The following is a 26,241-nucleotide window of genomic DNA, read 5'->3' on the forward strand; positions in this document are numbered from 1 at the left end:
TGTGCATCCGCAGTACATTTGCTCGCATGTTAACTTAGCAGTAGTACAACATCATTTAGAAGCGAATGGCCTAACAGGTTTTAAACCTTAAAATTTCACTGCTGGTTAAACACATTATTCAATGATTTTTGTCATTAAAATCATTTGGTTAATTTTAATTGTCATTTGCTTTTAACCCTCGCAATTTAGAAGTATTATTTTGAGATTAATCCACTTTCCCTGCCTTCGCCACTGCTTGTAAAAATGCGTGAAGAATGATTTTAAGGTTATATATCATGGAGTTATTGAAGTTTCTGGCGGCGATTTTAGTAATTTACTTGTTGTTTTTTAGAAAGAAAAAACGTAAATCTCCAAAGTCTTATGCTTCAGGCCCTGTGAAAGCACCGCCAAAAGAATGGTTCGCTGACATCAAGAAAAAAGAGGCGGTTGTGCGAAATGATGATAGTGAAGACGATAACCTTGCAACTTTTACATTGAGCGGTGGCCGGGGTGTTGAAGTTCGGGTGACAACCAATCATTACCGGAACACCTCCAAATCAGCAGGTGCACTAGCTCGATGGGTACTTCCGGGTGAGATGATAACTGTAGCTGGTGTAACAATTAGCGGTGGCCACATTTACGTGGGGCAACGTATGAAGCCCTCCGGTCAAGAATCAGGCGGCTATTATGACGATGGAAGTGAGGCATCATTAATTGATGACACATGTAAGATAAAACCTACTTCTTATCTTTACGAGGACAGTTCATTAGGATACTGGCCCAGTTTTTCATCTCTTTCCCCAGAAGCACGCGGTGCGTATGTCAGTTGGCTTGCCAGCGATAGGTCTGATCCATCGTGTCCTATCGGCTATGTTTTTATCTACCTCTATGGCCTGGAAAGAAAAGCGCTCGTAGATTCCACTGACCCAAATTTCCCTGATGCTGAGTTCCGTAATCTGTTCAATGAAGTCGCTCGGTTAAGATCGGTATTCATTGAGAACCGCTCCTTGCGTGGATATTCGACCCAATTACTCGAAGCCATGTCTATTCTGCGCCCGAACATGGGCTTAGCCACTGAGCTCGATAGCAATTCAGGTTTCAGCAACAGCATGCAATTTAAGCTGGCTCTGGCAAAAACTGTGCATGAAGGAGTTCCTGTATCAGCTGAAATGGCGTTGAACTGGGTAATAAACCACACCGAGTATTCGCTGCGTACTCCGGCTCGCCGCTGTGCTAAAGAGTTTGCTGCACTTTTCAAACGGCGTTACACCCTCAAATATGGTGAAGGGATGGTCGTTAAGGCGAATAAAACGCGCCTAAGGTTAGATTACACACCAGCAAGTCCTAGTTTGCGAGGTGTTCGACTTCCTGTTCCCGACCTGCCTGATCCAAGTGCGTTGAAGAGCCCTGTCCAGAAAATTATGGCTCTTGCCGACATATGTACGGATGAACTTGATGCTTATAGTCGCTACCTTGGTAGGAAAGGTACGTCAGTCAATGATACGGCTGCAATTATCTTGCTCCCTTCAGAGATCGTTAATGAAAGCGCAGAAAAAATATTAAGCTCATTCAAACGCTGGGCTGATGAGGCGATCCTCGTCAAGGAGGGGTTAGTCTCAGTTGCTGACTTTTGGGCACATATGAATGCCAGTTGCCCCAATAAGATCAATAAAAAAGAGGCCGATTTGATGCAGGCCTTTGCTCTGAAGATGGGTTATGGTGTGGCACCTGACCCGTATTATCACCATGTGAAGGCGGATGTTGATGGTGTAGTTGTTCTATTCCCCGCCGCCGAAGATGGACGCTTCTCACCTTCTCCTGAATTTATCTCAGCCGTAATGACGCTCAGATTAGGAGCGATGGTCGCCTTGATTGACGATTCTCTTGATCAAGCTGAACAGAAAGTGCTTGAGAATGCCATCAACAACAATCCTGGCTTCACCGATGATGAAAAACGCTCTCTACATGCGTATTTAACGTGGCAACTTCATACCCCAGCCAATATGACAGGAATGAAAAGCAGGATTGAGTTGATGGGGGCCGCGGAAAAAGCTGCTGTGGGTAAGGTTATCATTAGTGTTGCCTGTTCGGATGGGACGATAGCGCCTGCCGAAATCAAACAGCTTGAGAAGATTTATTCAAGTTTGGGGCTGGATCCCTCATCTGTCTCGAGCAATATCCATCAGCATTCCGCAACTGAACATGATCTCGTCTCGTCTGTACCAACTGATCAGACAGCAGCAGGGTTCACACTGGATGCTAATGTACTTGCCCGCCACGAATCTGCCACGGATGATGTTCGTAAATTGCTGAACACAATTTTCACCGAAGAAGAACCGGAAGAGCCAGAAAGCGCTCCAACCTCATCAACGGAGGCGGGGGGGCTTGACTCCGCACATAGCCAGCTTTATCGCAGTTTGCTGGAGAAAGAACAGTGGTCCCGAAAAGAGGCGACAGAATTGTGCGGAAATTTGAATTTGATGCTCGGCGGTGCGCTTGAGGTGATCAATGACTGGTCCTATGCGGTGGTTGATGCTCCAGTACTGGACGATGCCGATGATGATATCTGGGTTGACCTGGAAATTGCCAAAGAATTAGAGGGATAGTGAATGTCTGTAACACGTATAAGAGTGAAAGAACGTGACGCTATTATTCAGTCACTTAAGTCAGGTGTAACGCCAAGGATAGGCATTCAGCATATCCAGGTTGGCCGCGTGAATGAGATCACTGCCCTCCACCAAGATATTGAGAGGATTGCTGACGGTGGTGCAAGCTTCAGACTTATCATCGGTGAATATGGTTCTGGTAAAACGTTCTTTCTGAGTGTTGTACGCTCTATTGCGCTAGAGAAGAAGCTGGTGTCAGTCAGTGCAGACCTTTCTCCTGACAGACGCATTCACTCATCGGGAGGTCAGGCTCGTAATCTCTATTCTGAGCTTATGAAAAACATGTCCACCAGAAACAAGCCGGATGGTAATGCGTTACTTAGCGTTGTTGAAAGATTCGTTACGGAGGCAAGAAAGGAAGCGGACACTGACGGCTCCGAGGTTTCATCAGTTATTCATAAACGCCTGGCAGCTCTGTCAGATATGGTGGGTGGATATGACTTTGCGAAGGTCATTGATGCATTCTGGCGCGGGCATGAGCAGGATAACGAAACGCTAAAATCCAATGCTATTCGCTGGTTGCGGGGAGAGTACACTACCAAAACTGATGCCCGTAACGATCTCGACGTTCGGACTATTATCTCAGACGCTTCATTCTATGATTCTTTGAAGCTGATGAGCCTTTTTGTCCGCCAGGCAGGCTATGCCGGTCTTTTGGTCAGCCTCGACGAAATGGTGAACCTCTTTAAGCTGAATAATACGCAAGCAAGAACAGCGAACTACGAACAGATTTTGCGGATACTGAATGACTGCCTGCAAGGCTCAGCCGAGAACATTGGTTTTATCCTCGGGGGTACGCCAGAGTTTCTTTTCGATCCGCGTAAAGGTCTTTACAGCTATGAGGCGCTCCAGTCGCGTCTGGCGGAAAACCGGTTCGCGCAAAAAGCAGGAGTGATTGACTACTCATCCCCCACTTTGCATCTTGCCAGCCTCACCCCTGAGGAACTGTATATTTTGCTGAGAAATCTTCGTCATGTTTATGCAGGTGGAGATCCAGAGAATTATCTGGTACCAGATGAGGCTCTGACTGGATTCCTGCATCACTGTAGTAAAACCATTGGAGACGCTTACTTCCGTACCCCCCGTAATACCATAAAAGGTTTCCTGGACATGCTGGCCGTGCTGGAACAAAACAGAACGATGAACTGGCAAACACTAATCGAGGGTGTGGCGATTGAAGAGGACAGGCCCAGCGATATGGATGACGCCACTACGGAGGAAAGCGATGACGACGACGGACTGGCGAACTTCAAACTATGAGCAGTGCCTACGATAGCCTCGATCACCGCGTCCGTAAGTGGGTTTACAAGCAGGGGTGGTCTACATTAAGGCCCTTGCAGGAGAGTTCTATCCCGGCAATTTTAGCCCGTGATCGAGACGTGCTAATCAGTGCAGGTACAGCAGCGGGTAAAACAGAGGCTTTCTTTCTTCCTGCCTGTTCGGCAGTTGCAGATCTCACGAATGGATTTGGCATCGTCTATATCAGTCCGTTGAAGGCGTTGATTAACGATCAGTACCGTCGTCTTGGGAGCCTTGGAGATGCATTGGAAATGCCAGTGACTCCCTGGCACGGGGATGTACCACAAAGCAAAAAGAAGAAGGCTCGGACGAACCCTGCTGGCATTTTACTGATTACACCTGAGTCACTTGAGTCTTTGCTCATAAATTCAATGGGCTGGCTCAAACAGGCGTTTTCTTCAGTCGCATACATCGTTATTGATGAGTTTCATGCTTTTATTGGCTCAGAGCGTGGTGTACAGCTGCTTTCTCTGCTCAATAGAATTGACCATATGCTAGGACGCCAGGTAAATCCAATTCCCCGCGTTGCGTTGAGTGCCACGCTGGGGGAACTGGAGAAAGTGCCCGAAATGTTGCGCCCGGACAAACGACTCCCCTGCGTAACTGTTACAGATAGTAATAGCACGGCCACTCTTCAGGTACAGGTCAAAGGGTACTTGGAGCGAGTGATCCAAAAAGAGGAAGAACTTCAGAGTTCAGCTGAACATGACGTTTGCGCTGACATTTTTAGACTTTGCCGTGGCGATTCTCATTTGGTCTTTGCAAACAGCCGAAAGCGCACTGAAAGCATTGCGGCAACGCTGAGCGACATGTGTGAGGAACAAATTGTTCCGAATGAATTTTTCCCCCACCATGGTTCCCTTGCCAAGGAATTACGTGAGGCGCTTGAATCTCGTCTTCAGAAAGGAAATTTGCCCACAACAGCTGTTTGTACAATGACGCTTGAGTTGGGAATTGATATCGGTAAGGTTAAGTCGGTTATCCAAGTTACGCCTCCGCATTCTGTTTCCAGTTTGCGCCAGCGTATGGGGCGTTCTGGGCGACGCGATTCCCCATCAGTACTCAGAATGCTAATTACAGAAAATGAGCTTACTGTGAGTAGCAGTATCGTTGATCACCTACGGTTGCAGTTGGTCCAGTCGATGGCAATGATCAGATTGATGATCTCTAAACAATGGTTTGAACCAGCTGATGCTCAACAGATGCATTACTCTACGCTGCTACACCAGATTCTTGCTATTACGGCACAATGGGGCGGAGTTCGTGCCGATCAGCTCTGGTCACAACTATGCCAAACAGGGCCGTTTAGAAATGTAGATTTAAACGATTTCAAAAGCCTGCTTAAACATATGGGAACGTGTGGCCTGCTCACTCAACTTGCTAGCGGCGAAATGGTTGTTGGGGCAGAGGGGGAGAAACTGACTAACCATTACAATTTTTATGCCGTGTTCAATACACCAGAAGAGTTCCGTATTGTCACCGGAAACAGAACCCTTGGAGCGATACCTGTGGACTCCCCACTGCTACCAGACCAACACATCATCTTCGGTGGGCGGCGCTGGAAAGTTACAGAGATCGAGACAGAGAAAAAGGTTATCTATGTTGAGGCGACCAAAGGCGGTCAGCCACCACAATTTAGTGGGGGAGGAATGTCTATTCATGATGCCGTTCGTCAGGAAATGCTCGCTATCTATAGGGAAAGTGATTACCGCATAGCGATAGGTAGCAAGAGAGTAGATTATGCCGATTCTGCCGCCAGAAACCTATTTGCGGAAGGCTGTAGTAACTTTCAGCGTTATAACCTGCAAAATGAGCATTTTATTATGAGTGGGCAACACTGTTACGTAATTCCCTGGATGGGGGATAAAGTTGTGAATACGGTTACAGCCTTGCTCCTGCGCTGTGGTTTTAAAGCAAATTCATTTGCTGGTGTTATAGAAATCGATAATTCAAGTGTAGCTTCCGTTCAGCACGTGCTCAAAGAAATGCTGTTATCAGGCTTACCATCTGCATTCGATCTTGCCACAGATGTTCCAGAAAAGTACTTGGATAAATATGACGAGTATTTACCAGAGTCCCTTCTTGCGAAAGGGTTTGGGGAAAAAGCTTATGACATTGAAGGCACTTGTGTTTGGTTGGAGCGGCATCTTAAGTAAACTAGCTGAGCAATAAGGGGGAGCAGGTCAATGTGTTGCGCCATACGTTTGCGAGTCATTTTATGATGAATGGTGGAGAGATACTTGTGTTACAAAGAATAATAGGACACTCTAGTATAAGAGAAACAATGCGTTACTCACATTCTTCTCCTGAGCAACTGGAAGATGCCGTATTGTTTAACCCTCTTGCCAATTATCATGGGGAATATTGATGAAAACGATGAGTTCAACCATTGGAGCAGTAAGTACTTTCATTGAAAGGATTATGGGTTTTAGTTTTGAAAATACTTCACCAACAGCATTTAGAGGGCATAAGAATGATACGTGGAAGGCGATCCCTTCTATCTTTAGAGATGAGTATACCGATGCTTATAATAATGAGGACTCTATAGTTCGTGATATTGTTTCGGCTCATCCTGCCGAATTTGAGTCAGACAAAACTATGTTTGATCGACTCGTTAGAATGCAACATTATTCATTGCCCACGAGACTTTTGGATGTGACTATTAATCCTTTGGTTGCTTTGTGGTTTGCCACTGAAGAGAATGAAGATAAAGTATATTTGTCTAATGGTAGGATAAGAAATAAAAAAACGGATGGAAAGGTTTTCATCTACTTTGTGCCTGATAATCGGAAGAGATATTATGACAGTGACATAGTTACTTGTTTATCTAATCTCTCCAATTTAAAAAAGAAACAAAAAGATGATTTCCTAGAGAGAGCTTTTATTTTTTTCAATCGAAATGATAAAATGGTTAATATAATAAAAGATTTCGATGATGAAGATGATAATGTTGAACAACTTTATTACAATGCAGGGATGGAGAAGTCTCATTTCAGAAAAGTTATTAATCCCAAACATTTCATTAGCCCTGTTTATGTCAAACCCAAAATGAGTAATAAAAGAATTATCGCTCAATCAGGAGCATTTTTACTTTATCCTCATCATCCAGAGCTAACAAAAAAACATCAGGGTAACGATCTAGATGCTCATGTGGAAACATTGATTGTACAGGCAAGAGCTAAAGCCAAAATTCGTGGGCAACTGGCTAGGTTGGGAATTCATGCTGGTTCAATTTTCCCAGAAATGGATAAAGCATCTGAATACATACTTGCTCAATATAATAAATAAATTTCAATTCATGTCTGCGTGAAAAAATATAAACTGTAAAGAGGTTGTTCATGGATTCTTCAAGGTTTTATGATTTAGATGATAATCTGAAGGAACTACTGCTTAAATCGAATTTGAATGAAGGTAATGTGGTATCTAAAAATAGTGGGATGTGTGGCGATATCTATATATTTGATCGTGGTCCTAACACAATCCCGCAATATTCATGTGCAAAGATCCCTAAATTGATAGATGGAATATCTGATAAGGAAATCTATGCTAGGTTTGTTAACGAACTTGAAAATCAATTAAAGTACTATCACCATCAATATGTGCACTGGGCATATGATTTCAAAGAGGTAATGGGAGTTCCGGTAGCGCTCTTTCGATACTGGGGAAGTGACCTCAGAAAGATTATCAAGTCTTCCTCTAGTTCTGATATTAACAAAATATCCATTATGGCATATTTATGTGCTGGACTTAGACATTGCTACAGCAAAGGACTTGTTTCTCATCAAGATTTAAAACCAGAAAATATATTTATTCGAAACATGAGAAATGATTTCCGTGTTCGAGTGGAGCAGGATGTATATAACTTTCCGTTGGTAGGTGATTTTGGCTTGGCTAATGCATCCGTGGATTCTGATTTTTTTGATGGGGCACGACCCTATATGGCCCCTGAACAATGGGAAAGGAGGCCGTTATCTTCTAAGACTGATGTGTTTGCTTTGGGGGTTATTTTATTTGAGATGATGTCAGGAGGATTCCATCCTGCAGGGATCAAACTGAGTGATTTTTGGCCTAAACCGATTGAGGGAAATACTAAAAAATGGACTAAGGCTGAACCATGGAGGAAGTGGGTATCAAATGGAGGGGCTATCTCAGCAGATGTTGAAGTTCTCGTTGATGGAGAAATTCTAGAACTTGTTAACAAAATGCTTTCATCAAATCCTGATGATAGGCCCGAAATTAGCTTAATGATTGATGACTTACTACAACTCTTAAGGTCACGAGATATGAGTAGCTTTGTACAAGTATCGCACTTGATTAGTCATTATGATTCTCAGGCCTCACAAGTAAGTCTTGAGGAATCTTGGCCGTATCTATCTCAGCGTTGGAAGATGTTTAAGGCAAAGTTTGGCTGAATTTGATAAATAAGAGAGCTATTGTAAGTATCTCTGCAAAACGAACCATTAACTTTTAGTGAGTCTCTGGCACTCCAACGTCCGCTTCTGGCACGAAGCGGACGAGTTAACGGAGCTGAAGGTCCGCTGTGAGCGAAAAGCGGAAGTTGGCGGGACATGAGTCTCTACCTCAGGTGTTCATCCAAAGGAATTATGCTCAGGTTATACACGTATAATTCTTCGACTATCTACTCCCTCAACGAGGTGTCAATTATTGCCTAGTAAAATCAGTTTACCTAGACATTTTTCAGCAGTATTATTGTCACGTAATGTTGCTTATTTCTGATTTTATGCATTAAAAACTTAGCATTTCAGGAAATAATATTATCATTATTTTTGCAAGGTGCTAATTCGATCAAGCTCGCATGTTATTATAAAATGCAAATGGATTACATACCATGAAAAGAGAAAAATCTATATTCACTAACTCTAGACTTTATCCTCAGGCATATGAAGCACATGAGTCTTTCTTAAAATACCTTTTACTTACCGTCGAAAAGCCTTACAGGTTTCTTTTTAAGAAAAATGAAGAGAAGATAATCATTGAAAACATTCATATTTTGAATGAAATGATTGAAAAAATTGACAGAAAATGTACGAGAATCAGTCTTGAACTTGAGTCATATAGTACTATCCCTAAACTTATCGAGATTATATCAAGATATTATTATTCTACAGCATACAGCCACTTGGATTTGCCATACTTAGGAATGGGAGTCAAATCTGCGTTATGTTATTCATATGGTAATATAAGTGCTGGGACAGGTTCCGCTAATATTAAAGTATTTCAGTTTATTGAATATTGTATGCTTAAGGAAAGTCTGATTGGCTTAAAAAATCTTATCATCATCTCCCCTGGAGAAACAATAGAATTAACTTGTTATGGCATGCTATTATCTGATAGGTTAAGAGCGACAGCTATTGATCTATCGAGTGTTAACAAGTCAGATCATAAAGGTTTACGACTTGGAAAATATGGTGCTGATTTGTTCCTGAATAAAAACCCAGATTTTTTACGAAGTGTAATTGATGTTATTAATAAAAGAAATAATTTAATTCCTGATATTTTTAAGAATACACCTTTTGAATACATTCCATTTAATGTTGAAACCAGAGACTTTTGGATAAAAAGTTATTTATACTTAAAACTATTAGTTTTTATAGCTTCAGTAAGGAAATCAGTTGCAGACTCCGATTATACAGGGGTGGTTATTTTAAATGACTGCGCCATACTATTAAATGAACTAACTATGCCACTCATTGAAAAGGACTTGCAAAGATTAAATATGACATTCTTTTGGCAAAGGCCGTGGTTCAAAAAAAGAATTGGCAACTGGAATAGTAATATGATCAATGAAAGACCTATAGTTAGGATTGATAATAACTCGAAAGGTCTATATGCTACATCTGTAATTTTAATTTGTGATTCATTTAATTGGTTCTTGGAGTCATCCATTTTAAACTACTCAGAAAAATCGGCAGGTATAAATTTACCTCAGGAAATTTTCCAAAATGCAGTATCAAATAAATTTGAAGAAGATGTGATTTCATTTTTAAAAGAACATGGCTTTAGAGCTGGCAAAGTTAGTGAAAATGCTACATGGTTTGTTGAAACACCAACTAAGCTCATAAATATCGATAATAAAAAAATACCTGGTGAGATTGATTGCTTAGCAGTTAAAAATAAAAGTGTATTATTAATTGAATGCAAGGTGCTTACAGATGGGGTCGATGAAAATAAAATCCGTAATTTATCGAGCAAACTTAATAATGATGATCAAGAATTATTTTTCTATAAGCAAGAATGTAAATTCAATTGGTTAATGAACACGGTCGAATTTAGAAATGACTATAAGATTACAAAAATAGTCCTTCTTGATAAAAAGCATTTGGCGAAATTAAGTGACGCTCATATAGTATTAACGTTTGACGAACTCAAAGAAATAGTTAGCAAGCAAGATTCCGTGATGTAATTGAATGCCTGTATCTTTAAGTATATTCAATCCAACGACTCCACAGCAGGAATATTTTATTTCCTGCTTTTCTGCTCTTTTGTAATGTAAAGATGTCTTGCCTGAAGGATGTCAATTTATCACTGCATTATTATATGGGTATAAACTAAGATACTCATTCCATTATCTACGGAAAATGACTTTTATTGTAGACGGGTTATCAGATTAATTTTTTTAACGGTAAATATCCATTGTATAAAATGCCAGCGATCCCTGTTCAGAGATTTTTCCAACAGCACCAAAGCCGCGAATATGACTTTGCCCCCAATTGAAAAACGTCCGCTCCTGGCACTAAACGGGCTAAATCTGACAGATTTGACGAGATAAGAGTATACCCTGAACGATTACTTCCCAGTTGATTTGCTTGGTTTCAGTCCTGGGGTATTGCCGGGTGTATCCTTATTATCACGTCTGCGTTGATCGGGATTTCTTGTTGATTTTGCAATTGGTTTTGGACCAGATTTAAGCCCCATAATCGTACTCCTTAGCCTTGTCAGAGGTTATTCCTCAGTGTGGATCAAACGGGTGCTGTGAGAATTATCAAGCTAGGATGGGCGGTGGGTAATGACTACTAGACTATTATGTGAGCAATGTCAGTTTTTGAGATGTAGCAACCGGTCCGACCCTGAAGTAGGTTGTAAATTATTAGCGATACGCCCTCAACAATGAGGGCCAACTCGGAGATTGTCAGGCTGATTGCGCCAATTGCCGATGCAGGACCTGCAGACTAGTTCCCGCCCCTGCCCATGCAGCAGCCGAGCCGACCACATACAGGTTTTGCTTGGCGCGTGAGACGGCTACATTGATTATGTTTGGTGGGCTTGCCGCCCACTGACGCGCCCTTTGCTGACTCGCTTTCGGAGCACCCAGTAACAGGATGACAGTGTCCGCCTCTCGGCCCTGGAACGTGTGGATCGTGCCTACACGATCACGGCACCACTCATCCAACTTTACGCCGAACGCCCGTAGCAGATCAGTTTCACTGTCGAGACGCCGACGCATGTTCTGCTCTATGATCTTGAATGGTGTAATGATAAATACGTCCGGATTTGTAATGCCCGTTGCTGCCAGCTCTTTGAGCATTCGTACAACCGCTTCGCCCTCGTCGGGGCACCACTTCGTCTCAGCATCGCCATTGATATCCACCCAGTGAGATCTCCCCAAAGCCGAGCCGATAGATCCAGGTTTTTTAGGCCCGACAGCATGGACCATCTGCCCGGCATAGGCGATGGAGTTAGAAACATCGAACATTGGGTTCTGGCAACGCCTGTGAACGAGCAGTGGCAGCCCGACTTCTCGATCACCTACATCCATGACGAAGGTGGATTTGAAGCGCGATGCCTGATCAGCAAGGGTCTGCGTAGATGCGGCGGGGGCAGACCATTCGATCTGGTCAATGTTGAAGAACTTGCAGATTTCGGCGTTCAGCTTCTCGGGTAGCGATACCACAGGTGGGATTTGCAACGGGTCGCCTACCACGATGGAGCGCTTTGCCCGCATGATAGCTCCAACTGCCGCTTGAGGAACGGCCTGGCCCGCTTCATCAATCAGAAGCCAGCCAATACTCTCTGGTGGCAGATCCCCAAACATGGTCCGTACAGAGGCAAACGTTGTGGACACAGTCGGCACCACCATGAAAAGGCTCGACCAAAGATCAGGGAGAAGTTCACGGTGAGCAGGAGACTGGAAGGCACCAGCCGCCATGCCTGACATCAATAGCCCGAGATTGTGTTGCAAGCGGTTGGCCGAAGCATCGATGAACGTTTTATGCACCGTCAGGGCAGCGGCGAAAAGATCCTCCCGCAGGCGATGAACCTCATCGGGAAGCCATGGTGCAGTCAGGTGGATAGCCTCGTGCTCGCGCTCGAAAAATCTCTCATCAACGACCCTTTCTCCCATGCGGTTTCGTGCCTGTTCCTCGGTCGCCTTCAATTTCGAGACAGCCTGACATTTGCTGGAAATTTCCTGGTCGAGTTGCTGTAACTGGGACTCAGTATTGCTCCACTCAGTTCTTGCAAGCTCCAGGGCACTGTCCGTCCCCTGCGCTCGTAAGACTGATTGCTGCAAGGTCGCAGAGAGCTTCTGCAATGTCGATCTCCACGACTTCCAGGCCGCAGTCGCGAACAAACGGGAGAAGAAACCTGGGCGGCAAGCAAGATGGCTGTCGAGCATGATCTTGTCCTGCTCGATCTGCGATTTTGCCTTCTCATGCTCTCGTTGGCAGGATTCAGCAATCTGGTGTGCCTCTTCGACGGTTTCATTCAGGCTCGGACGGCGTTGTTTCAATATTTGAAGTTCGTTGGCCGCCCCCTTAAGCGCCCGGATATCCCGGCGCATCACTTCAATGCTTGCGATTTCGGCGTCTACCGTCTCTTTGAGTTTAAGGAATGCGGTTCGCGCTTTCAGCCAAGCCGAAGCCGCATCCGTTTCGTTTGTGCTGGGCCGCTCATTGATGACCACGCTGGGCATAATGCGATCAATGATTGCGCCAGTTCGTTCGTCCTTTATCTCACGCATGACGTTTATGCCGCGAGCTGCTTTCAGGTAGGTAAGGAAACCGCCGTCCTCATTCCACCAAAAACCTTGCTGGAACGCTCCTCGGTTGCTGCTCTTGCCGAGTGCTGCAGCGATCAGTCCCCAGGTTTCGATAGGATCGGAGGGGGTGTCACCCTCGGCTTCGAAATAGCCAGCCCGTTTGGGGTTCGCAATCAGGTCGCTGATAGACCGGAAGTAGGCAATCTGTTCATGGCGACCATTTGCTTCTTTGAGAGGAAGCTCTTTACTGACGTTCTCGACCGCTTTGTTATTGGAGGACGCTACGACGATCTCATGGCCCCTCAAGGATGCATGTAACTTGTAGAAGTGCAGGAAGGCATTGGAACCGAATGCCAGCTTCTCGCCTGTTGTAGAAAAGGCATCCTGCGGTTTGTTGAAGCCGGACATCGCCGTGGCCCGATCAAGAATGCACCCAACGACGATGTCCCGCAGAAGAGTGGTCTTTCCGGTACCCGGTGGCCCATTGACGCCGATGATACCTGGAGCATCATTCAGCTCAGCACGTGCCGCATTCACGGCAGCCTGTTGAAGCAGCACCAATGGATGCCCGCCTTTCGAAGGCCAACGAGCCTGCGGCATGAGCGACGGTGCGACGAACGGCTCAACTGCGGAAATGGGCGATAGCACGTCGATTTTCTGGTCAGGCCTACCAATTCCCATGTAGCGGCGCAAACCGGTTCCGGCTTTGCCCGTCTCGAGCAATTTAGTTGCTTCACCGAGATCTTCAAGATAGAAAGAATTCAGTAACGAAGGTTCAGGCGGCGTCTTGGCTTTGAAATGATGAAACACCTTAATCGCAAATGTGGGTGGCTCAACCAAATGCTTGGGTATACCGAACTGAGACACAAGCCATTTATAAGCGTTAAGAACGACATCCAAATCGATCGGTATGGGTTCTCCATCCTCGTTGTGACGGCGAACCATTCGATCCAGATGCTCGATAATGCGCGGCTCAACATTCGGCCAATTCCCTAAGCTCCCAAGCTTCAGATCGAGAGCCTGCTTGAGTGCCCAGGCAAAACTGGAAACAGCGACGCCTTTGTCCTCAAGCACATAACCTTCCTTGTCGATCAGGATCGAACCGATGGACGCTTTCTTACCGTCCGGGCGTGAACGCTCCTCATCCTCGCCAAAAACCTTGACCAGCTCGTCCGTCGCCTTGTCGAGAGCGATGGCGCCAAGGATGACCTCGAAATAAAGCTTATAGCTGGGCTTGCTGCGGGCATTTGGTCCCCATGGAACACCTCGCTCCAATAGAGCAACCCTGGAGCGGTCGCCGGTTGTCATATCCTCTGGGCGTTTATAACCTTGAGGCGATAGTGCTTCGAGGGCTGTCCATGCTGCCAGTATCGCGCGCGCATCATTCGACTTACCTGTTGGAGAGAAAGAGGGGAGTGGACCTAGGTCGATCTGGTCTTCGCCGAATTGCTGTTGCACGATAGGAGCTGGATTAGCCTTTGGTCGCTGTTGCACTACCGTTGCTGGCGCATCCCGGGACGAAACTTGGAAGGATTGCGTGGACGCCGAGCCAGGATGACGCGCTGATGGACTGGAACCCGACATTGAGACCACGCAGCGTCCGCTAAGTGCAGTTCGGGCTTGCTCGATTTTAGTCGTCAACATTCGGGCCTTGGCAGTGTTGCGGAAGGTCAGCTCGTTCAACAGCACTTCAAGTTCACTAGCGTTGTTGCGTGAACGCTCGAAAATTGCCTCCAGATCGAAGATTGATTTTTGCGCATACTGCCTTGTAGTCATTTATTTCTGCTGCCCCAGGTCCCATCAGTTGAGAGATTTTATGCTAATTGGCATGATTTCTAAAACGGTTAACTTCCGCTCCTGGCAGACTGCAAAGATACAGACGAACCTCTTTCACCATCGAATGTGTACGGTCAGATCTTGTTGGTGATAGTTAAGTAATTTGCAAACAATTGCCAAGTAAAATGCAAACGGGTAGTCAAGTCAGATGCAATTACACATCGATCGGCCAGGCCGATCAATAGGCCATGATTGATCTGCCGAACCCATTGGACGCTCAATCGCCGTGCCGCCTATAGTGGCAGTGACCCGAATACATGCAGCAACACCAGGGCACCCTATCGGCCGCTGAACGGCCAACATCATAACGACAAGCGCTCCCCAAACCGGCTCAGGCCGGTTTTTTTGTACCTGCGGTTCAGGCTGTTCACCCTGTAGGTGAACAGGGGTGTACACCGAGAAGATAGCTATGCACCCATCAATGCATTGAAATTAAATGAAAAAATCAAAAGATGTAGAGGGTGAATAGTTTTTCTATAAATCTTTTTTTTGTGGCTGTGAGTCCAAGAAATAAAGCTGCGATCAGAAAATAGCGACAGTAAATTTATGCATAACAATATTTTTGGTTTGGTTCGTGACACGGAACCTAACCGAGCTCTTTGTATGGTTGAATTTTATGCTGTTGTCAGAGCAATAGTCTAACCTTCTAGCGTTTCACGAAATTTATACTGGGGGCACAAAAGGGGGCATAATCATGTTTTGTTTTTAATAATTTTATATTTTTCAGTGCATTGATTGGTGATTTGAGTCCGGCCTTCGCACCATTAAGTACCGCGCGAACCAGAAGCCACCGAAAGGTGGTTTTTTTGTGCCTGGAATTTGGTTGCAAACAACCCCCTGCCTTTGTTCCTTGCTACCTCCTAAGTAGAGTTATGTGTCTTGGGATCATTCATATATCGCGATACGCCTTGCGCAGTGCTATTGAGACTTATTTGACCGAGATTTGCTGATGCAACTGGCACGATGGCTGTCCAGTGAGAAGGCTCATCATCGATCTGGTGAAATAGCTTATCTAGCGCATCAGTTGGCAAATTCGTATAGAGATGCATCACACATTTGATATTGATATTCATTCTCATTAATGTGTGTCAGTGATATGATAAGCACTTCCAAAATAAAGCCAAGGATGCTTTGATTACATGTCTATTAAACCTCTATTTTTTATGTCCTTTCTTGCTTTGTCAGCTTGCAGTACGAATAAAGTTGTGGATACTTTTACGGGAACACCGGGTACAGCAGGGATGGCATATTGTGTACGAGATTTGTGGGAGAATGATGCCATTGCCAATAATTATCCCAGCGGTCCAATTCGTATACTAGAAAATCGTAGTGGCACTGGCAGTTACTATGTTTTTGATGAGAAAGGAGAGGAGATGGTACAGGCCAAAGGTACGATTGGTTTGTGGTTTGGAGACAAGCCAGAAAAAATCGAAGTTAATTTCGTTATTCCCCAAGATAAGTCGATGACCGTTAGAGCAACACGCAGGCTAGAACTGAGCAAACAGTGTGCGGTTATCCCAACGAAGGTGCGAGAGGATAAATACTTACCGTCGGTGATTTGCACAGATAAGACCTCTTGCAACTTCAGGCGTGATATTTAAAAACACGCTGAATGTGTGACTACGTTAATGGAGATGAGGGCGGTAGCTTATCATCTGGCAGCGTTAGTACAGTGCAAACAAGAAGCCACCGAGAGGTGGCTTTTTTGTGTTAGAAGTTTGCCCTGTATGACTACTTTCAATTATCAGCCACGAGATGATGCGCTTCTCACCTCAGTAAAAACCGGATCTTCCAGATGCTTTCCTAGGCCTATCTGATTGACCTTAAAGGCTAAAATGGTGTTTCATTGAACTCTTTCGGATCAAGGAGTTCCAGGATGGAGCCACAACAGGAAGGGATCACGCGGGCGTTAACGCCGGGCGAAGTCAATTTGGCGCGTTCAGTGTTTGGCAACACCAGAAGGGCATGTGGGTACGCACCCGTGGGCCTCTCAGTTGGGCAGTGAGCTATCAATATCGGCTTGATCAACCTTTGCTGCGCCACTACAGCATGGAACAGCAAGCATCGATAATTGCGGACTATTTCATTCTCAAGAGATATGGGGCGAATACCTTCTTCCGCTTGCCAAACAGGAAACTCATCGGGATAGTGGACAGAAGGACATTGTCACAATTTCACCCCATCATCAGAAGCGCAGGGCTGCCATTATGAGAAAATATTTATTCCTTCTTCTTCCTCTTTTTATCTCGGGTTGTCCAACCGGTGACAGGTTTAACCTCTATCAAGTACAAAGTAAGATCGTAGACGGTAAAGTCTGCGTCTTTTTTAATGAGAGCGATATCGTAAAAAACGAATCCATACTGAATATCGCCATCTGGAAGCAAGGGGGCGATACCTACGTATACGAAAAATCATATGCTTACAGCCCGATAACGCTGGAGGCCAACAAGTGTGTTCCAGGTATCGGTGAGTTTAATTTTATCGCCGGTGAAGGATACACCGTGTTGGTAAGAACACCGCTGAATTCATATCGAACCAGTTTTGTTGTGATGAAGAAAGGTGAAAGTATTATGTTGAAGTCTGATTAGAGTTTAACGATATGTTTTTACTAACTATTGTCATGAGAATAATTTATTAACTCTGTAGGAATTCAATCTGTAACTGGAAGAGCAGGGCTCCCACGATGAAAAAATCCCTCCTACTCTTTATTCCTATTTTATCTCTGATTGCTCGATGTATGATAGGTCTATTCTCTATTGAGCGAAAAGTAATACTTCAGAAGACAAAATGGATTTTTAATTAAAAATAACCCTCCTATATCCATGTAAGAGAATAGGAGAGTTATTTTCTATGAATTTAATCTATATGAAATCGGCCTCTTTCAACTCCAACTTCACCATCAGCTGCTTATTCACCTCCTTCCCATCTACCCCGCTATGAATCCGCCGATGGCAAGTTGGGCAGATGGCGCCCACCCACTGCGGGTGATCGGGGCCTTCGTCGGCTAGGCGCTTTGTGTGGTGGGGTTCGAGGTAGGGATCGCCGTTCTTTTTCTTGAACGGCGCCGGCTGCTCGCAGGCTTCGCAGATGCCATTGGCGCGCTTGAGCACGTATTTTTTTACGTCTTCGCTGCGTTTGAACCAGGATTTTTTGCTGTCGCTTTGTTGGCGCTGGCCCGATTGCTTTGAGGACTGCAGTGCCTTCTTGCGCAACTGTTCGAGCGTCTCTGTCTGCGTATCAGCTTCATCGGTTTCTGCATCTTCTTCAACCGCGTGCAGTGACGAGACTTTGAACAGGTTAAAGGTAATGCCTTGGCGCATGTTATTTTCGAAGTCTAAGCACTGAATGTGATCCCAAGAGTCGCACTCAAACATGCCAAGATAGCGGACGCCTTTTTCTTTCTTGTTGTCTTCAAACAGGAAGATATCTTTGCCGTCTTTTTTATGGTCGCGGATGGATTTATTGCCACGAATAAATTCCATAGGGCCTTTTTGGCCTTCCCCCGTATAAGAGAAGCTGCCTTCGGCTGTCCATCCATCTTTGTATCCGTAGGTTTCGCCGCTTTCTCCGGTGAAGATAAAGATTACCGGGAATTCCCGCGGGGTCCAGATACCGCCTTGCAGCTGCCCGCCATAAAGCTCGATAAGCGCTTTGCGTGTGTACAGTTTGCCTTCGGTTAAATAGTCAAAAGGATGCGGTGTTTCGACGATCTCAAAGCCGAGGTCTTTGAGAAATTGGATGGCTTTTTCCGTTCCGCTATCGGCGTTGATTCCCTTAAACGGATAACCATGCTGCTCACTGTATGCTCTAGCGGCAATGCCGCGGATATCGTACTTCTCGCCATTATAAAGCAGGGTGTGTTTTTTAAATCGTTTTATTTCATGTTGTTTTAAGAATTCATCTCGGCCAAGTTTTTTATATTCTTCGATGGCTTTTAAAACGAATTTTTTTGAAGATAACGCCTCTATTGCAGTTGCCAAAACCACTCCCTCATATTACCGAGTAGGCTCTGGGCAATGTGCTTGCTGACGAGAGCAGTATGCATCAATACCCAGCAGTTAACTCATCGATTTACCGAATGCGTTAACTATGCCAGGTAGGGGAGGAAATGCCTACCTTGATGAATGCTTTTGTTGTGATATGTCAGTCAGATCTATTGTAAATCCTGAGTGGGAAGGGCGATGAGCATCGCCCTGATTGCCATTTATGTTAGCTGCAGGCTTCCATCTCCCGCAGTGCCCGCCCATAAAGGTTACATAGCGCAGGAACCAGATGCGCCGTGGCGTTGAGGTAGCGATTCATCTGCTCCCAGCCTTCGGCATCCAGCTGTGGGGTCTTTTGCAGCAAATGGCCGAACAGCATCAGCCCGTGGCACAGACCTTCCGCCTGTTCGGCAGAGAGGGCGGCCAGGTCTAAAAGTTCTGAAGGATTAAAAGCGCTGAGATCGAGGTGGTTAAACAGTTGGCGATAGAGGGTAAGGGTGCTTGTGGTATTTTCGGTGATGGCGACATTTTCCATGCGTCTTTATCCTTAGTGTGTAGTATGCGTACTACCACATGAGACGCTAAACCCATGGTGGTAGCCCAAGCGGAGTTAGCGTTACCGGACACGAAGGAAACCGGCGCTTCTTGCGAAGCCCCCACTTGGGCCACCATAATTCTGGATGTTTAAAAGCCCCAGCATTATATACATAATGCTGCCTTGTGTAAGTGTTCGGAACGCTAACTCCGGCTGCGGATTTTGCCGCAGCGAAAAAACTATAGCGTTATCAGTAAAAGGATAAAATAAGCTGTATGGAATTACAGTTTTTTTGCTTTCAGCATTGGAATACAGATCGCAGTTATTTATGGTGCTCTTTTATACTTGTAATGTTTCCTATATATAGCGAATATAATCCATGTCATTACATTCTCTAAATGAATGTTATGTTCGGTAATCCTCTATACGCGCTGCGAAGTGTTAACCGTTCCAGTATTTATCCTTTCTAGAGCTTATGTTACTCATACGGCTTTGCTCATTCACGGATGAACGAACATGGCGAATGAAGATGAGTTGCGCATTGCCCTGTCGCCGGTGCAGCTTGCGGCAGTGCTGTCTGATGAAAGCGTCACTGAAGGCGAAACGCTCAGTAACCGTCTGCTTGGCGGTTTGGGGCTTGCCGGTGGTGTCGTTGAGCTGATGGGGGCAGGGGTGTTGTGTTATGCGCCGGATCCGACGTTTATCACCAAGGTCGGGTGCGTGGTGGTGGGAACGCATAGCCTGGACAGCATCAAGGCCGCTTCCAATCAGATGATTACCGGGCATCCAACAACTACCGATACTTATCAGTCTGCCGTTTTATTGGCGCAAGCATTGGGTGCCGATCGGGAAACGGCTTATAACGTCGGTTTAACGGTCGATATTGCCGTGCCTTTTGTCTTTGCCGGAGCGGTTGGCGCAGCCCGAGTCGCATCCGTGCGCATGGGGCGGGTTAAGCTGGTTGAGCATGAGTCCCCTACGGGGATGAAACCGGGTGGGCATACCATTAAACGTCATGTTGGGGTGACGAAAGAGCAACTGCTAGAGCGTTTAAAAAATCCACGAGTGAACAAGGCCTCTTCGTTTAAATCATTAGGGGCCGCGGAGGTCGCCGTCAGCTCGGCGTTAAAAGCAAATAAAGAGTGGATAAGACTGTGGGCCACGAATCCTGCGGGTAGGCCAAATCTTGAATTGACCCATATTATGTCCAGTGATATCGGTTATGGCCTGAGTAAAAATTCAACGCAATTAGTGAGAACATCGCGATTAAAGGTCGTGTTGCACTATCAGCAGTTTCAAGGTAAACCCTATTTCATACTGACAGCTTTTCCCGACTTTTGAGGTAATGATGAGATTGCACGGAGACTTCAGCGAACTCAGTAAGTTATTCAGTATTTACTTTGGTCAGGATTATGATCTGTTTACTGATGCCGAAACGGCCGACGGTGTGATTGACGGCTTCCTGGAGCAAAACGGCAGTCAAGTCATCCGTGATATTCTCGAGGAGACTAAAGAGTTTCAGGCTACTTATGCAGGGCGTATAGACGAAGGCATGGCGGAGCATTTTTCAGATGAGTTTGTGCCAGAGAGCTGGAGTACTACCGCGGTAGCGTTCTTTGCCATGTTGCGACGAAAAGCAGAGCAAAAGCTAGGCAGCTTTAATTAACGCAGTGGATGCCGGGTTATTCGAGCTTGGATCTCGGCCTGGCGTTGTGATTGAACGCACACGCTGTAGTGGCAAACCTGACTTTATCCTTAGCGCTTTCCCTGCGAGATAAGCCGATGAAAACCAGCGAACTTGATAACCTGATCGTCGTTTATTTTGGTCAAGATTATGACCTGATAAATGCAGAGGGCGATATTACTGCGCTGATCGCAGAGTACATTCGTCTGGCGACTCATCAGCAGCGCGAGGCTTTGGTCAATGAGATCGATGAGCTACTGGCGCAGGATAATGTGGAGTCATTATTCAACCAACGTTTCGAGTTTACCTTCAGCCCCGAGTTATGGGGCACAACGGTTCCCGCGTTTTTGCAGCAGGTGCGTAGTGCCCTCGCGAAGTCATTGACGCATACCAAATGAAGTCCCAGCGTTTGAGGTAATCATGAAACGGATCTTCCCACTCGCATTCCCCTTCCTGCTCGCCGGCTGCCCGTCGATAGGCGATCGTATCCCCGTAGGCTATCCCGCTACCGCCAACCTGCGTGAGGGCAAAGTATGCATCACCGTTCAGCCTCAGGGGGACGAAAAGCTTGCGGGCATCTCGATCTACCGATTGGATGAGGCGCAGAGCCGCACATTCAAATTTTTCGATCCGCTGCAGGATGTCGCCCCCAATCAGTGTGTCCCTGATGAGGGCTACGTATTTACGCCGGGGCAGCAATACCATTTCTCCGCGAAGCTGGTCTCCATCAAGAAACAGCAGGCGGGTGAGTTTCCCTCTGCGCGTGAATTCGTCGCCGAATTCGCTGTGCAGCAGGCGGACAATCAACTGCAACTGGAAGCCCTCCGCACCCCACGCTAACCCCACCGTCCAACCTACCCCAAATCCCCCCCATTGCTGGCAATCACTTTCTTATACCACCAGAACGATTTCTTGCGGGTGCGGGCGAGGGTGCCGTTGCCCTGGTTGTCGCGGTCGACGTAGACAAAGCCGTAGCGCTTGCTCATTTCGCCGGTCGAGGCGGCCACCAGGTCGATGCAGCCCCAGGTGGTGTAACCCAGCACCGGCACGCCGTCGGCGATGGCGTCGGCCATGGCGCGGATGTGTTCGCGCAGGTAGCTGATGCGGTAGTTGTCCTCAATCTCGCCTGCTGCATTGAACTCGTCGTGTGCGCCCAGGCCGTTTTCCACCAGGAACAGCGGCTTTTGGTAGCGGTCGTACATCATGTTCATGGTGATGCGCAGCCCCAGCGGATCGATGCCCCATCCCCAGTCGCTGCGTGGCAGGTGCGGGTTCGCCAGCGATTTCACCACGTTGGCGGCGCTGCTGTTGTTGTCGTTCATGTCGGCGGAGGCGCAGCGCGAGGCGTAGTAGCTGAAGGAGACGAAGTCGACGGTGTGCTTCAGGATGTCGGCGTCTTCCGGTGCCATCGCGATGCTCACGCCTTTCTCGCGGAAGACGCGGGCGGCGTAGGAGGGGTAAGCGCCGCGCGCCTGCACGTCGATAAAGAACAGGTTCTCGCGGTCTTTCTCCAGCGCGGCCCACACGTCCTCCGGCTTGCTGGACCACGGATAGAAGTTGCCGCCGGCCAGCATGCAGCCCACCTGGTTGGCGGGGTTCACTTCGTGGGCGATGCGCGTCGCCAGCGCGCTGGCCACCAGTTCGTGGTGCGCGGCCTGGTATTTCACCTGTTCGGGGTTCTCGTCCGCTTCAAACACCAGCCCCGCACCGGAGAACGGGCTGTGCAGCAGGATGTTGATCTCGTTGAAGGTCAGCCAGTATTTCACCAGCCCGTCGAAGGCTTCGAAGCAGGTGCGGGCGTAGCGGGTGAAGAACTCCACCATCTTGCGGCTGCGCCAGGAGCCGTATTCGGTCACCAGGTGCATCGGCACGTCGAAGTGGCACAGGGTGACCAGCGGCTCGATGCCGTATTGGCGGCACTCTTCGAACAGGCTGCGGTAGAAGGCGATGCCCTCGGGGTTGGGCGCCAGCTCGTCACCGTTGGGGTAGATGCGGCTCCAGGCGATGGAGGTGCGGAACACGGTAAAGCCCATCTCCGCCATCAGCGCGATGTCGTCGCGATAGCGGTGGTAGAAATCGATGGCGTCGTGGCTGGGGTAAAACTCGTCGTCGCGCAGGCTAAAGCGCTTCTCCAGCCCGAGTTTGACCGCCATGCGGTTGGCGCCGTGCGGGATCATATCGACGGTGGTCAGCCCTTTGCCGCCCTCGCGATAGCCGCCTTCCGCCTGGTTGGCGGCTAAAGCGCCGCCCCATAAAAATCCTTTAGGGAATGTTGAATCGGACATGCAATCCTCAATACCCGTCATACTTGAAGCTGCATCCGTGTTGGCTGCGTTTAGTTACGTGGCCCGTCCATGGGCCACGCCCCTTTGGGGCCGCTGCAAGCAGCGTTCAAATCTGCTCCTGGCAGATTTGTCACCCGAATCACTTACTTGTGTAAGCTCATCGGGATTCGCTCTCTTGCCGCCTTGATGCCGCTCCAACTATTTAGGGTATAAATATACGTTAATGCGTTGCGCTGGCGGCGTTCGCCGCCGGTGCGGTTTGGCCGGGTGTGGCGGCGTTTTCCGGCAGATCCTCGAAGCCCAGCATCAGCGTGAGCGCGAACGACAGCACTACCGAGAGCGCCATCACCGCCACCACCCACACGATGCTCATCGGGTTGGCCGGATCGAAGAACTGCACGCTGGTGAACAGCCCGGGCGAGGCCATCGAATGGCTGGCCAATCCGCCGATGCCGGCGACCGCGCCGCAGACGAAGCCGCTGATCAGGCTGGCGATCAGCGGCCGCTTCAGGCGCACCGCCACGCCGTACAGCGCCGGTTCGGAAATCCCTGCCACGATGGCGGAGGCGGCAGCGGCCAGCGCGGTCTGGCGCAGCTCGCGGTTCTTGGTTTTCAGCGCCACCGCCAGCGAAGCGCCGCCGAGCGACAGGTTGGCGCCGATCTCCGAAGGCATCACCATGCCCTCTTTGCCGGTCTCGGCGATGGTCTGGATGATGGTCGGGGTGAACACCCGGTGCATGCCGGTGATCACCAGCAACGGCCAAATCGCCCCCATGATGGCCACGGAGAGCCAGCCCAGGTAGCCGTGCACGGTGTAGACCAGCGCAGAGATGCCGCTGCCGATCCAGATGCCGAGCGGGCCGATAAGCAGAATGGCGATCGGCGCGGCGATCAGTACGATAAGCATCGGCTTGAGGAAGTTTTTGGTCACCGCCGGGGTGATGCGATCCACCCCGCGTTCGATGTGCGACAGGATCCAGGTCATCACCAGTGCCGGGATCACCGTGTAGGTGTATTTCACCGCCGTCACCGGGATGAAGGCGAATTCCACCGCCTGGCCCTGCGCCGCCTTGGCCATCAGATCGATAAAGTTGGGATGCACCAGCACCCCGGCGATGGCGATCGCCAATGACATGTTGGTTTTGAACTTCAGCGCCGCCGAGGCGGCGACCATCACCGGCAGGAAGAAGAATGCGCCGTCGCCGATCACGTTGAGGATGACGAGGGTCGAGGAGCCTTTTTCGAATACCCCAGCCATATCCAGGATCATCGCCAGCAGCTTCACCATCGAGCCGCCGATGATGGCGGGGATCAGGGGCGACATGGTGCCCACCAGCGCGTCGAGAATGCCGGCGCCGATGCCCTTCAGGGTGAGCTTGCGTTTTACCGGGGCAGCGGGGGCCGCCGTGCTCGACATGCCGAGTGCCAGCACCGCTTGATAGGCCTTGGCCACCTCGTTGCCGATGATCACCTGGCACTGCTCGCCGCTGTGCACCACGCCCAGCACGCCATCGATGGCCTTCAGTGCCGGCATGTCGATCTGGGTTTTGTCTTTCACCACGAATCTCAGGCGGGTCATGCAGTGGGTCACGGCCTCGATATTGCTCGTGCCGCCCAGGGCGGCCACGATGGCGTGCGAGATCTCTGCGTAGTTCTTCGGCATGGCGTGTCGTCTCTCAGATAGCAATTCGGATAGCCCAAAGGCGAATATTTACTGCCTGGGCGATCCGTCGTTCCATTCGTATGAAACGCCCATAAGAAACCGGTTTCACAAAATCATGTATTGGTGTTTTGTTGTTGGCAAGAACTATGATTTTTGGTGTTTCGTTTTCGTGATCTGGATCGCCAGAGGTAAGTACGCATCGACGCACAGGGGCGTGAAAGCGTTCCAAACGCCGGGCGTCTTGGGTAGACTGCGCTGAACCCATGGATTTTGGCGGCGCACAGATGGCAACGATACTCGAGGTGGCGAAAAAGGCCGGCGTTTCAAAGGCGACGGTGTCGCGCGTGTTGTCCGGCAGCGGCTATGTCAGCGAGGAGAAACGCGCGTTGGTGGATAAAGCCATCGCGGAAACCGGCTATCGGCCCAACCTGCTGGCGCGCAGCCTGGCGACCAACACCACTCAAACCCTCGGCCTGGTGGTCACCAACACCCTCTACAGCGGCAACTATTTCAGCGAACTGATGGCGCAGTCGGCGCGCATCATGGAGGCGAACGGCCGCCAGCTGATCCTGGCGGACGGCAAGCACACCGCCGAAGAGGAGCGGGCCGCCATTCAGTTTTTGCTGGATCTGCGCTGCGACGGGGTGATCATCTATCCGCGTTTTCTGTCGATTGCGGAAATGGACGAGATCGTCTCCCAACACCGCCAGCCGATTCTGGTGATCAACCGGCGGCTGCGGCTGAACGACAGCTACTGCATCTTCAGCGATCAGCACGCCGCCGGCGCGGCGGCGGTGGCGCACCTGATCGCGCGCGGGCATCGCGACATCGCCTTTATCACCGGTTCGCTCGATTCCCCCACCGGGCTGGAGCGGCTTTCCGGCTACAAATCCGCGCTGGCGCAGCAGGACATTGCGGTTAACGAGGCGTTGATCGTCGAGGGGAAATGGCATGCGCAAAGCGGCGTGGCGGCGGTCGATGCGCTGCTGGCCGGCGGGCAACCGTTCAGCGCTATCGTCGCCGGCAACGACGAGATGGCCATCGGTGCGATGAAGCGGCTGGCGGAGCGCGGCGTAGCGGTGCCGGAGGCGGTATCGGTCATCGGCTTCGACGACATCCCGCTGGCGCCCTATACCGTGCCGTCGCTGTCGAGCATGAAGATGCCGGTCACCGAGATGATCCAGGAGACCATCAACCGCCTGCTGTCGATGCTGGACGGCGGCGAGCTGAGCAAACGCCCCAGCTTCCCGGCCAGCCTGATCGAGCGCGACTCGGTGGCGGCGGGGCCGTATTGGGGAAAGGCATAATCGCGT

General features: G+C 48.5%; 19 protein-coding genes and 2 pseudogenes. 15 read left to right on the forward strand and 6 right to left on the reverse strand.

Features of this window, described 5'->3' with window-relative positions; translation table 11 throughout:
- The first annotated feature begins 275 nt into the window (after positions 1–275).
- From C9411_RS06105 to C9411_RS25545, 7 genes and pseudogenes are all read left to right on the forward strand, one after another.
- Positions 276–2,585 (forward strand): TerB N-terminal domain-containing protein, encoded by a 2,310-nt coding sequence (locus C9411_RS06105; protein ID WP_107226799.1) that lies wholly within the window; start codon positions 276–278, stop codon positions 2,583–2,585.
- 3 nt (positions 2,586–2,588) lie between these two features.
- Positions 2,589–3,905 (forward strand): ATP-binding protein, encoded by a 1,317-nt coding sequence (locus tag C9411_RS06110; RefSeq protein ID WP_063963745.1) that lies wholly within the window; start codon positions 2,589–2,591, stop codon positions 3,903–3,905.
- Positions 3,902–6,100, forward strand: a complete 2,199-nt coding sequence (locus C9411_RS06115) for a DEAD/DEAH box helicase (protein ID WP_107226669.1) — start codon at positions 3,902–3,904, stop codon at positions 6,098–6,100. Before C9411_RS06110 ends, C9411_RS06115 begins: the two co-directional genes overlap by 4 nt.
- Before the next feature lie 26 nt (positions 6,101–6,126).
- Positions 6,127–6,312: pseudogene (locus tag C9411_RS06120) on the forward strand (tyrosine-type recombinase/integrase); the annotation flags it as partial.
- Entirely contained in the window at positions 6,312–7,232 is a 921-nt protein-coding gene (locus C9411_RS06125) for an FRG domain-containing protein (RefSeq protein ID WP_107226670.1), read from the forward strand. The pseudogene C9411_RS06120 and the gene C9411_RS06125, both read left to right, overlap by 1 nt.
- A 50-nt stretch (positions 7,233–7,282) precedes the next feature.
- Positions 7,283–8,356 (forward strand): protein kinase, encoded by a 1,074-nt coding sequence (locus C9411_RS06130; RefSeq protein WP_107226671.1) that lies wholly within the window; start codon positions 7,283–7,285, stop codon positions 8,354–8,356.
- A 437-nt stretch (positions 8,357–8,793) separates the two neighbouring features.
- Positions 8,794–10,368, forward strand: a complete 1,575-nt coding sequence (locus C9411_RS25545; RefSeq protein ID WP_146158867.1) for a hypothetical protein — start codon at positions 8,794–8,796, stop codon at positions 10,366–10,368.
- A gap of 726 nt (positions 10,369–11,094) precedes the next feature.
- Here the strand turns inward: C9411_RS25545 and C9411_RS06140 are convergent.
- Positions 11,095–14,718, reverse strand: coding sequence for an ATP-binding protein (locus C9411_RS06140; protein WP_107226673.1), 3,624 nt, complete (start codon positions 14,716–14,718; stop codon positions 11,095–11,097).
- A gap of 1,199 nt (positions 14,719–15,917) precedes the next feature.
- Here C9411_RS06140 and C9411_RS25550 point away from each other — a divergent pair.
- The 3 genes and pseudogenes from C9411_RS25550 to C9411_RS06150 all read left to right on the forward strand — a co-directional run bounded on the left by C9411_RS25550 (position 15,918) and on the right by C9411_RS06150 (position 17,366).
- Positions 15,918–16,379: a hypothetical protein gene (locus C9411_RS25550; protein ID WP_146158868.1), complete on the forward strand. Its 462-nt coding sequence runs from the start codon at positions 15,918–15,920 to the stop codon at positions 16,377–16,379.
- Positions 16,380–16,722: 343 nt separating this feature from the next.
- Positions 16,723–16,989 (forward strand): annotated as a pseudogene (locus C9411_RS26175) (type IV secretion protein Rhs); the annotation flags it as partial.
- The gene (locus C9411_RS06150; protein ID WP_063991548.1) at positions 16,986–17,366 is read left to right on the forward strand and encodes a putative T6SS immunity periplasmic lipoprotein; all 381 of its coding nucleotides are present in this window, start codon (positions 16,986–16,988) and stop codon (positions 17,364–17,366) included. The pseudogene C9411_RS26175 and the gene C9411_RS06150, both read left to right, overlap by 4 nt.
- A 273-nt stretch (positions 17,367–17,639) precedes the next feature.
- On the opposite strand, the gene C9411_RS06155 is transcribed toward C9411_RS06150, so the two are convergent.
- The 3 genes from C9411_RS06155 to C9411_RS06165 all read right to left on the reverse strand — a co-directional run bounded on the left by C9411_RS06155 (position 17,640) and on the right by C9411_RS06165 (position 19,433).
- On the reverse strand, positions 17,640–18,758 hold the full coding sequence (locus C9411_RS06155) for an HNH endonuclease signature motif containing protein (RefSeq protein WP_107226674.1): 1,119 nt from the start codon (positions 18,756–18,758) through the stop codon (positions 17,640–17,642).
- A 229-nt stretch (positions 18,759–18,987) separates the two neighbouring features.
- Positions 18,988–19,296: a hypothetical protein gene (locus C9411_RS06160; RefSeq protein WP_063991546.1), complete on the reverse strand. Its 309-nt coding sequence runs from the start codon at positions 19,294–19,296 to the stop codon at positions 18,988–18,990.
- On the reverse strand, positions 19,191–19,433 hold the full coding sequence (locus tag C9411_RS06165; protein WP_074181306.1) for an ash family protein: 243 nt from the start codon (positions 19,431–19,433) through the stop codon (positions 19,191–19,193). Before C9411_RS06165 ends, C9411_RS06160 begins: the two co-directional genes overlap by 106 nt.
- Before the next feature lie 379 nt (positions 19,434–19,812).
- Here C9411_RS06165 and C9411_RS06170 point away from each other — a divergent pair, with 379 nt between their 5' ends.
- The 4 genes from C9411_RS06170 to C9411_RS06185 all read left to right on the forward strand — a co-directional run bounded on the left by C9411_RS06170 (position 19,813) and on the right by C9411_RS06185 (position 21,820).
- Positions 19,813–20,637, forward strand: a complete 825-nt coding sequence (locus tag C9411_RS06170; RefSeq protein WP_063991545.1) for an RNase A-like domain-containing protein — start codon at positions 19,813–19,815, stop codon at positions 20,635–20,637.
- 7 nt (positions 20,638–20,644) lie between these two features.
- A complete protein-coding gene (locus tag C9411_RS06175) occupies positions 20,645–20,962 on the forward strand; it encodes a contact-dependent growth inhibition system immunity protein (protein ID WP_107226675.1) in 318 nt (105 codons plus the stop codon).
- A gap of 116 nt (positions 20,963–21,078) precedes the next feature.
- Positions 21,079–21,378: a contact-dependent growth inhibition system immunity protein gene (locus tag C9411_RS06180; protein ID WP_146158870.1), complete on the forward strand. Its 300-nt coding sequence runs from the start codon at positions 21,079–21,081 to the stop codon at positions 21,376–21,378.
- A gap of 22 nt (positions 21,379–21,400) precedes the next feature.
- Complete coding sequence (locus tag C9411_RS06185; RefSeq protein WP_107226677.1) at positions 21,401–21,820, forward strand: putative T6SS immunity periplasmic lipoprotein; 420 nt, start codon at positions 21,401–21,403, stop codon at positions 21,818–21,820.
- 14 nt (positions 21,821–21,834) lie between these two features.
- On the opposite strand, the gene C9411_RS06190 is transcribed toward C9411_RS06185, so the two are convergent.
- Both C9411_RS06190 and ascF read right to left on the reverse strand, forming a co-directional pair.
- Complete coding sequence (locus tag C9411_RS06190) at positions 21,835–23,265, reverse strand: 6-phospho-beta-glucosidase (RefSeq protein ID WP_107226678.1); 1,431 nt, start codon at positions 23,263–23,265, stop codon at positions 21,835–21,837.
- Between the two features lie 220 nt (positions 23,266–23,485).
- Positions 23,486–24,928 carry a PTS cellobiose/arbutin/salicin transporter subunit IIBC gene (gene ascF, locus C9411_RS06195; RefSeq protein WP_107226679.1) on the reverse strand — a complete coding sequence of 481 codons (1,443 nt, stop codon included), beginning with the start codon at positions 24,926–24,928 and terminating at the stop codon, positions 23,486–23,488.
- Positions 24,929–25,212: 284 nt separating this feature from the next.
- On the opposite strand from ascF, the gene C9411_RS06200 reads away from it, so the two are divergent.
- Complete coding sequence (locus C9411_RS06200) at positions 25,213–26,235, forward strand: LacI family DNA-binding transcriptional regulator (RefSeq protein WP_146158871.1); 1,023 nt, start codon at positions 25,213–25,215, stop codon at positions 26,233–26,235.
- Positions 26,236–26,241 lie beyond the last annotated feature (6 nt).

This window comes from Serratia sp. Nf2, from assembly GCF_003028435.1.
GTDB classification, from domain to species: Bacteria; Pseudomonadota; Gammaproteobacteria; order Enterobacterales; family Enterobacteriaceae; genus Serratia; species Serratia marcescens_L.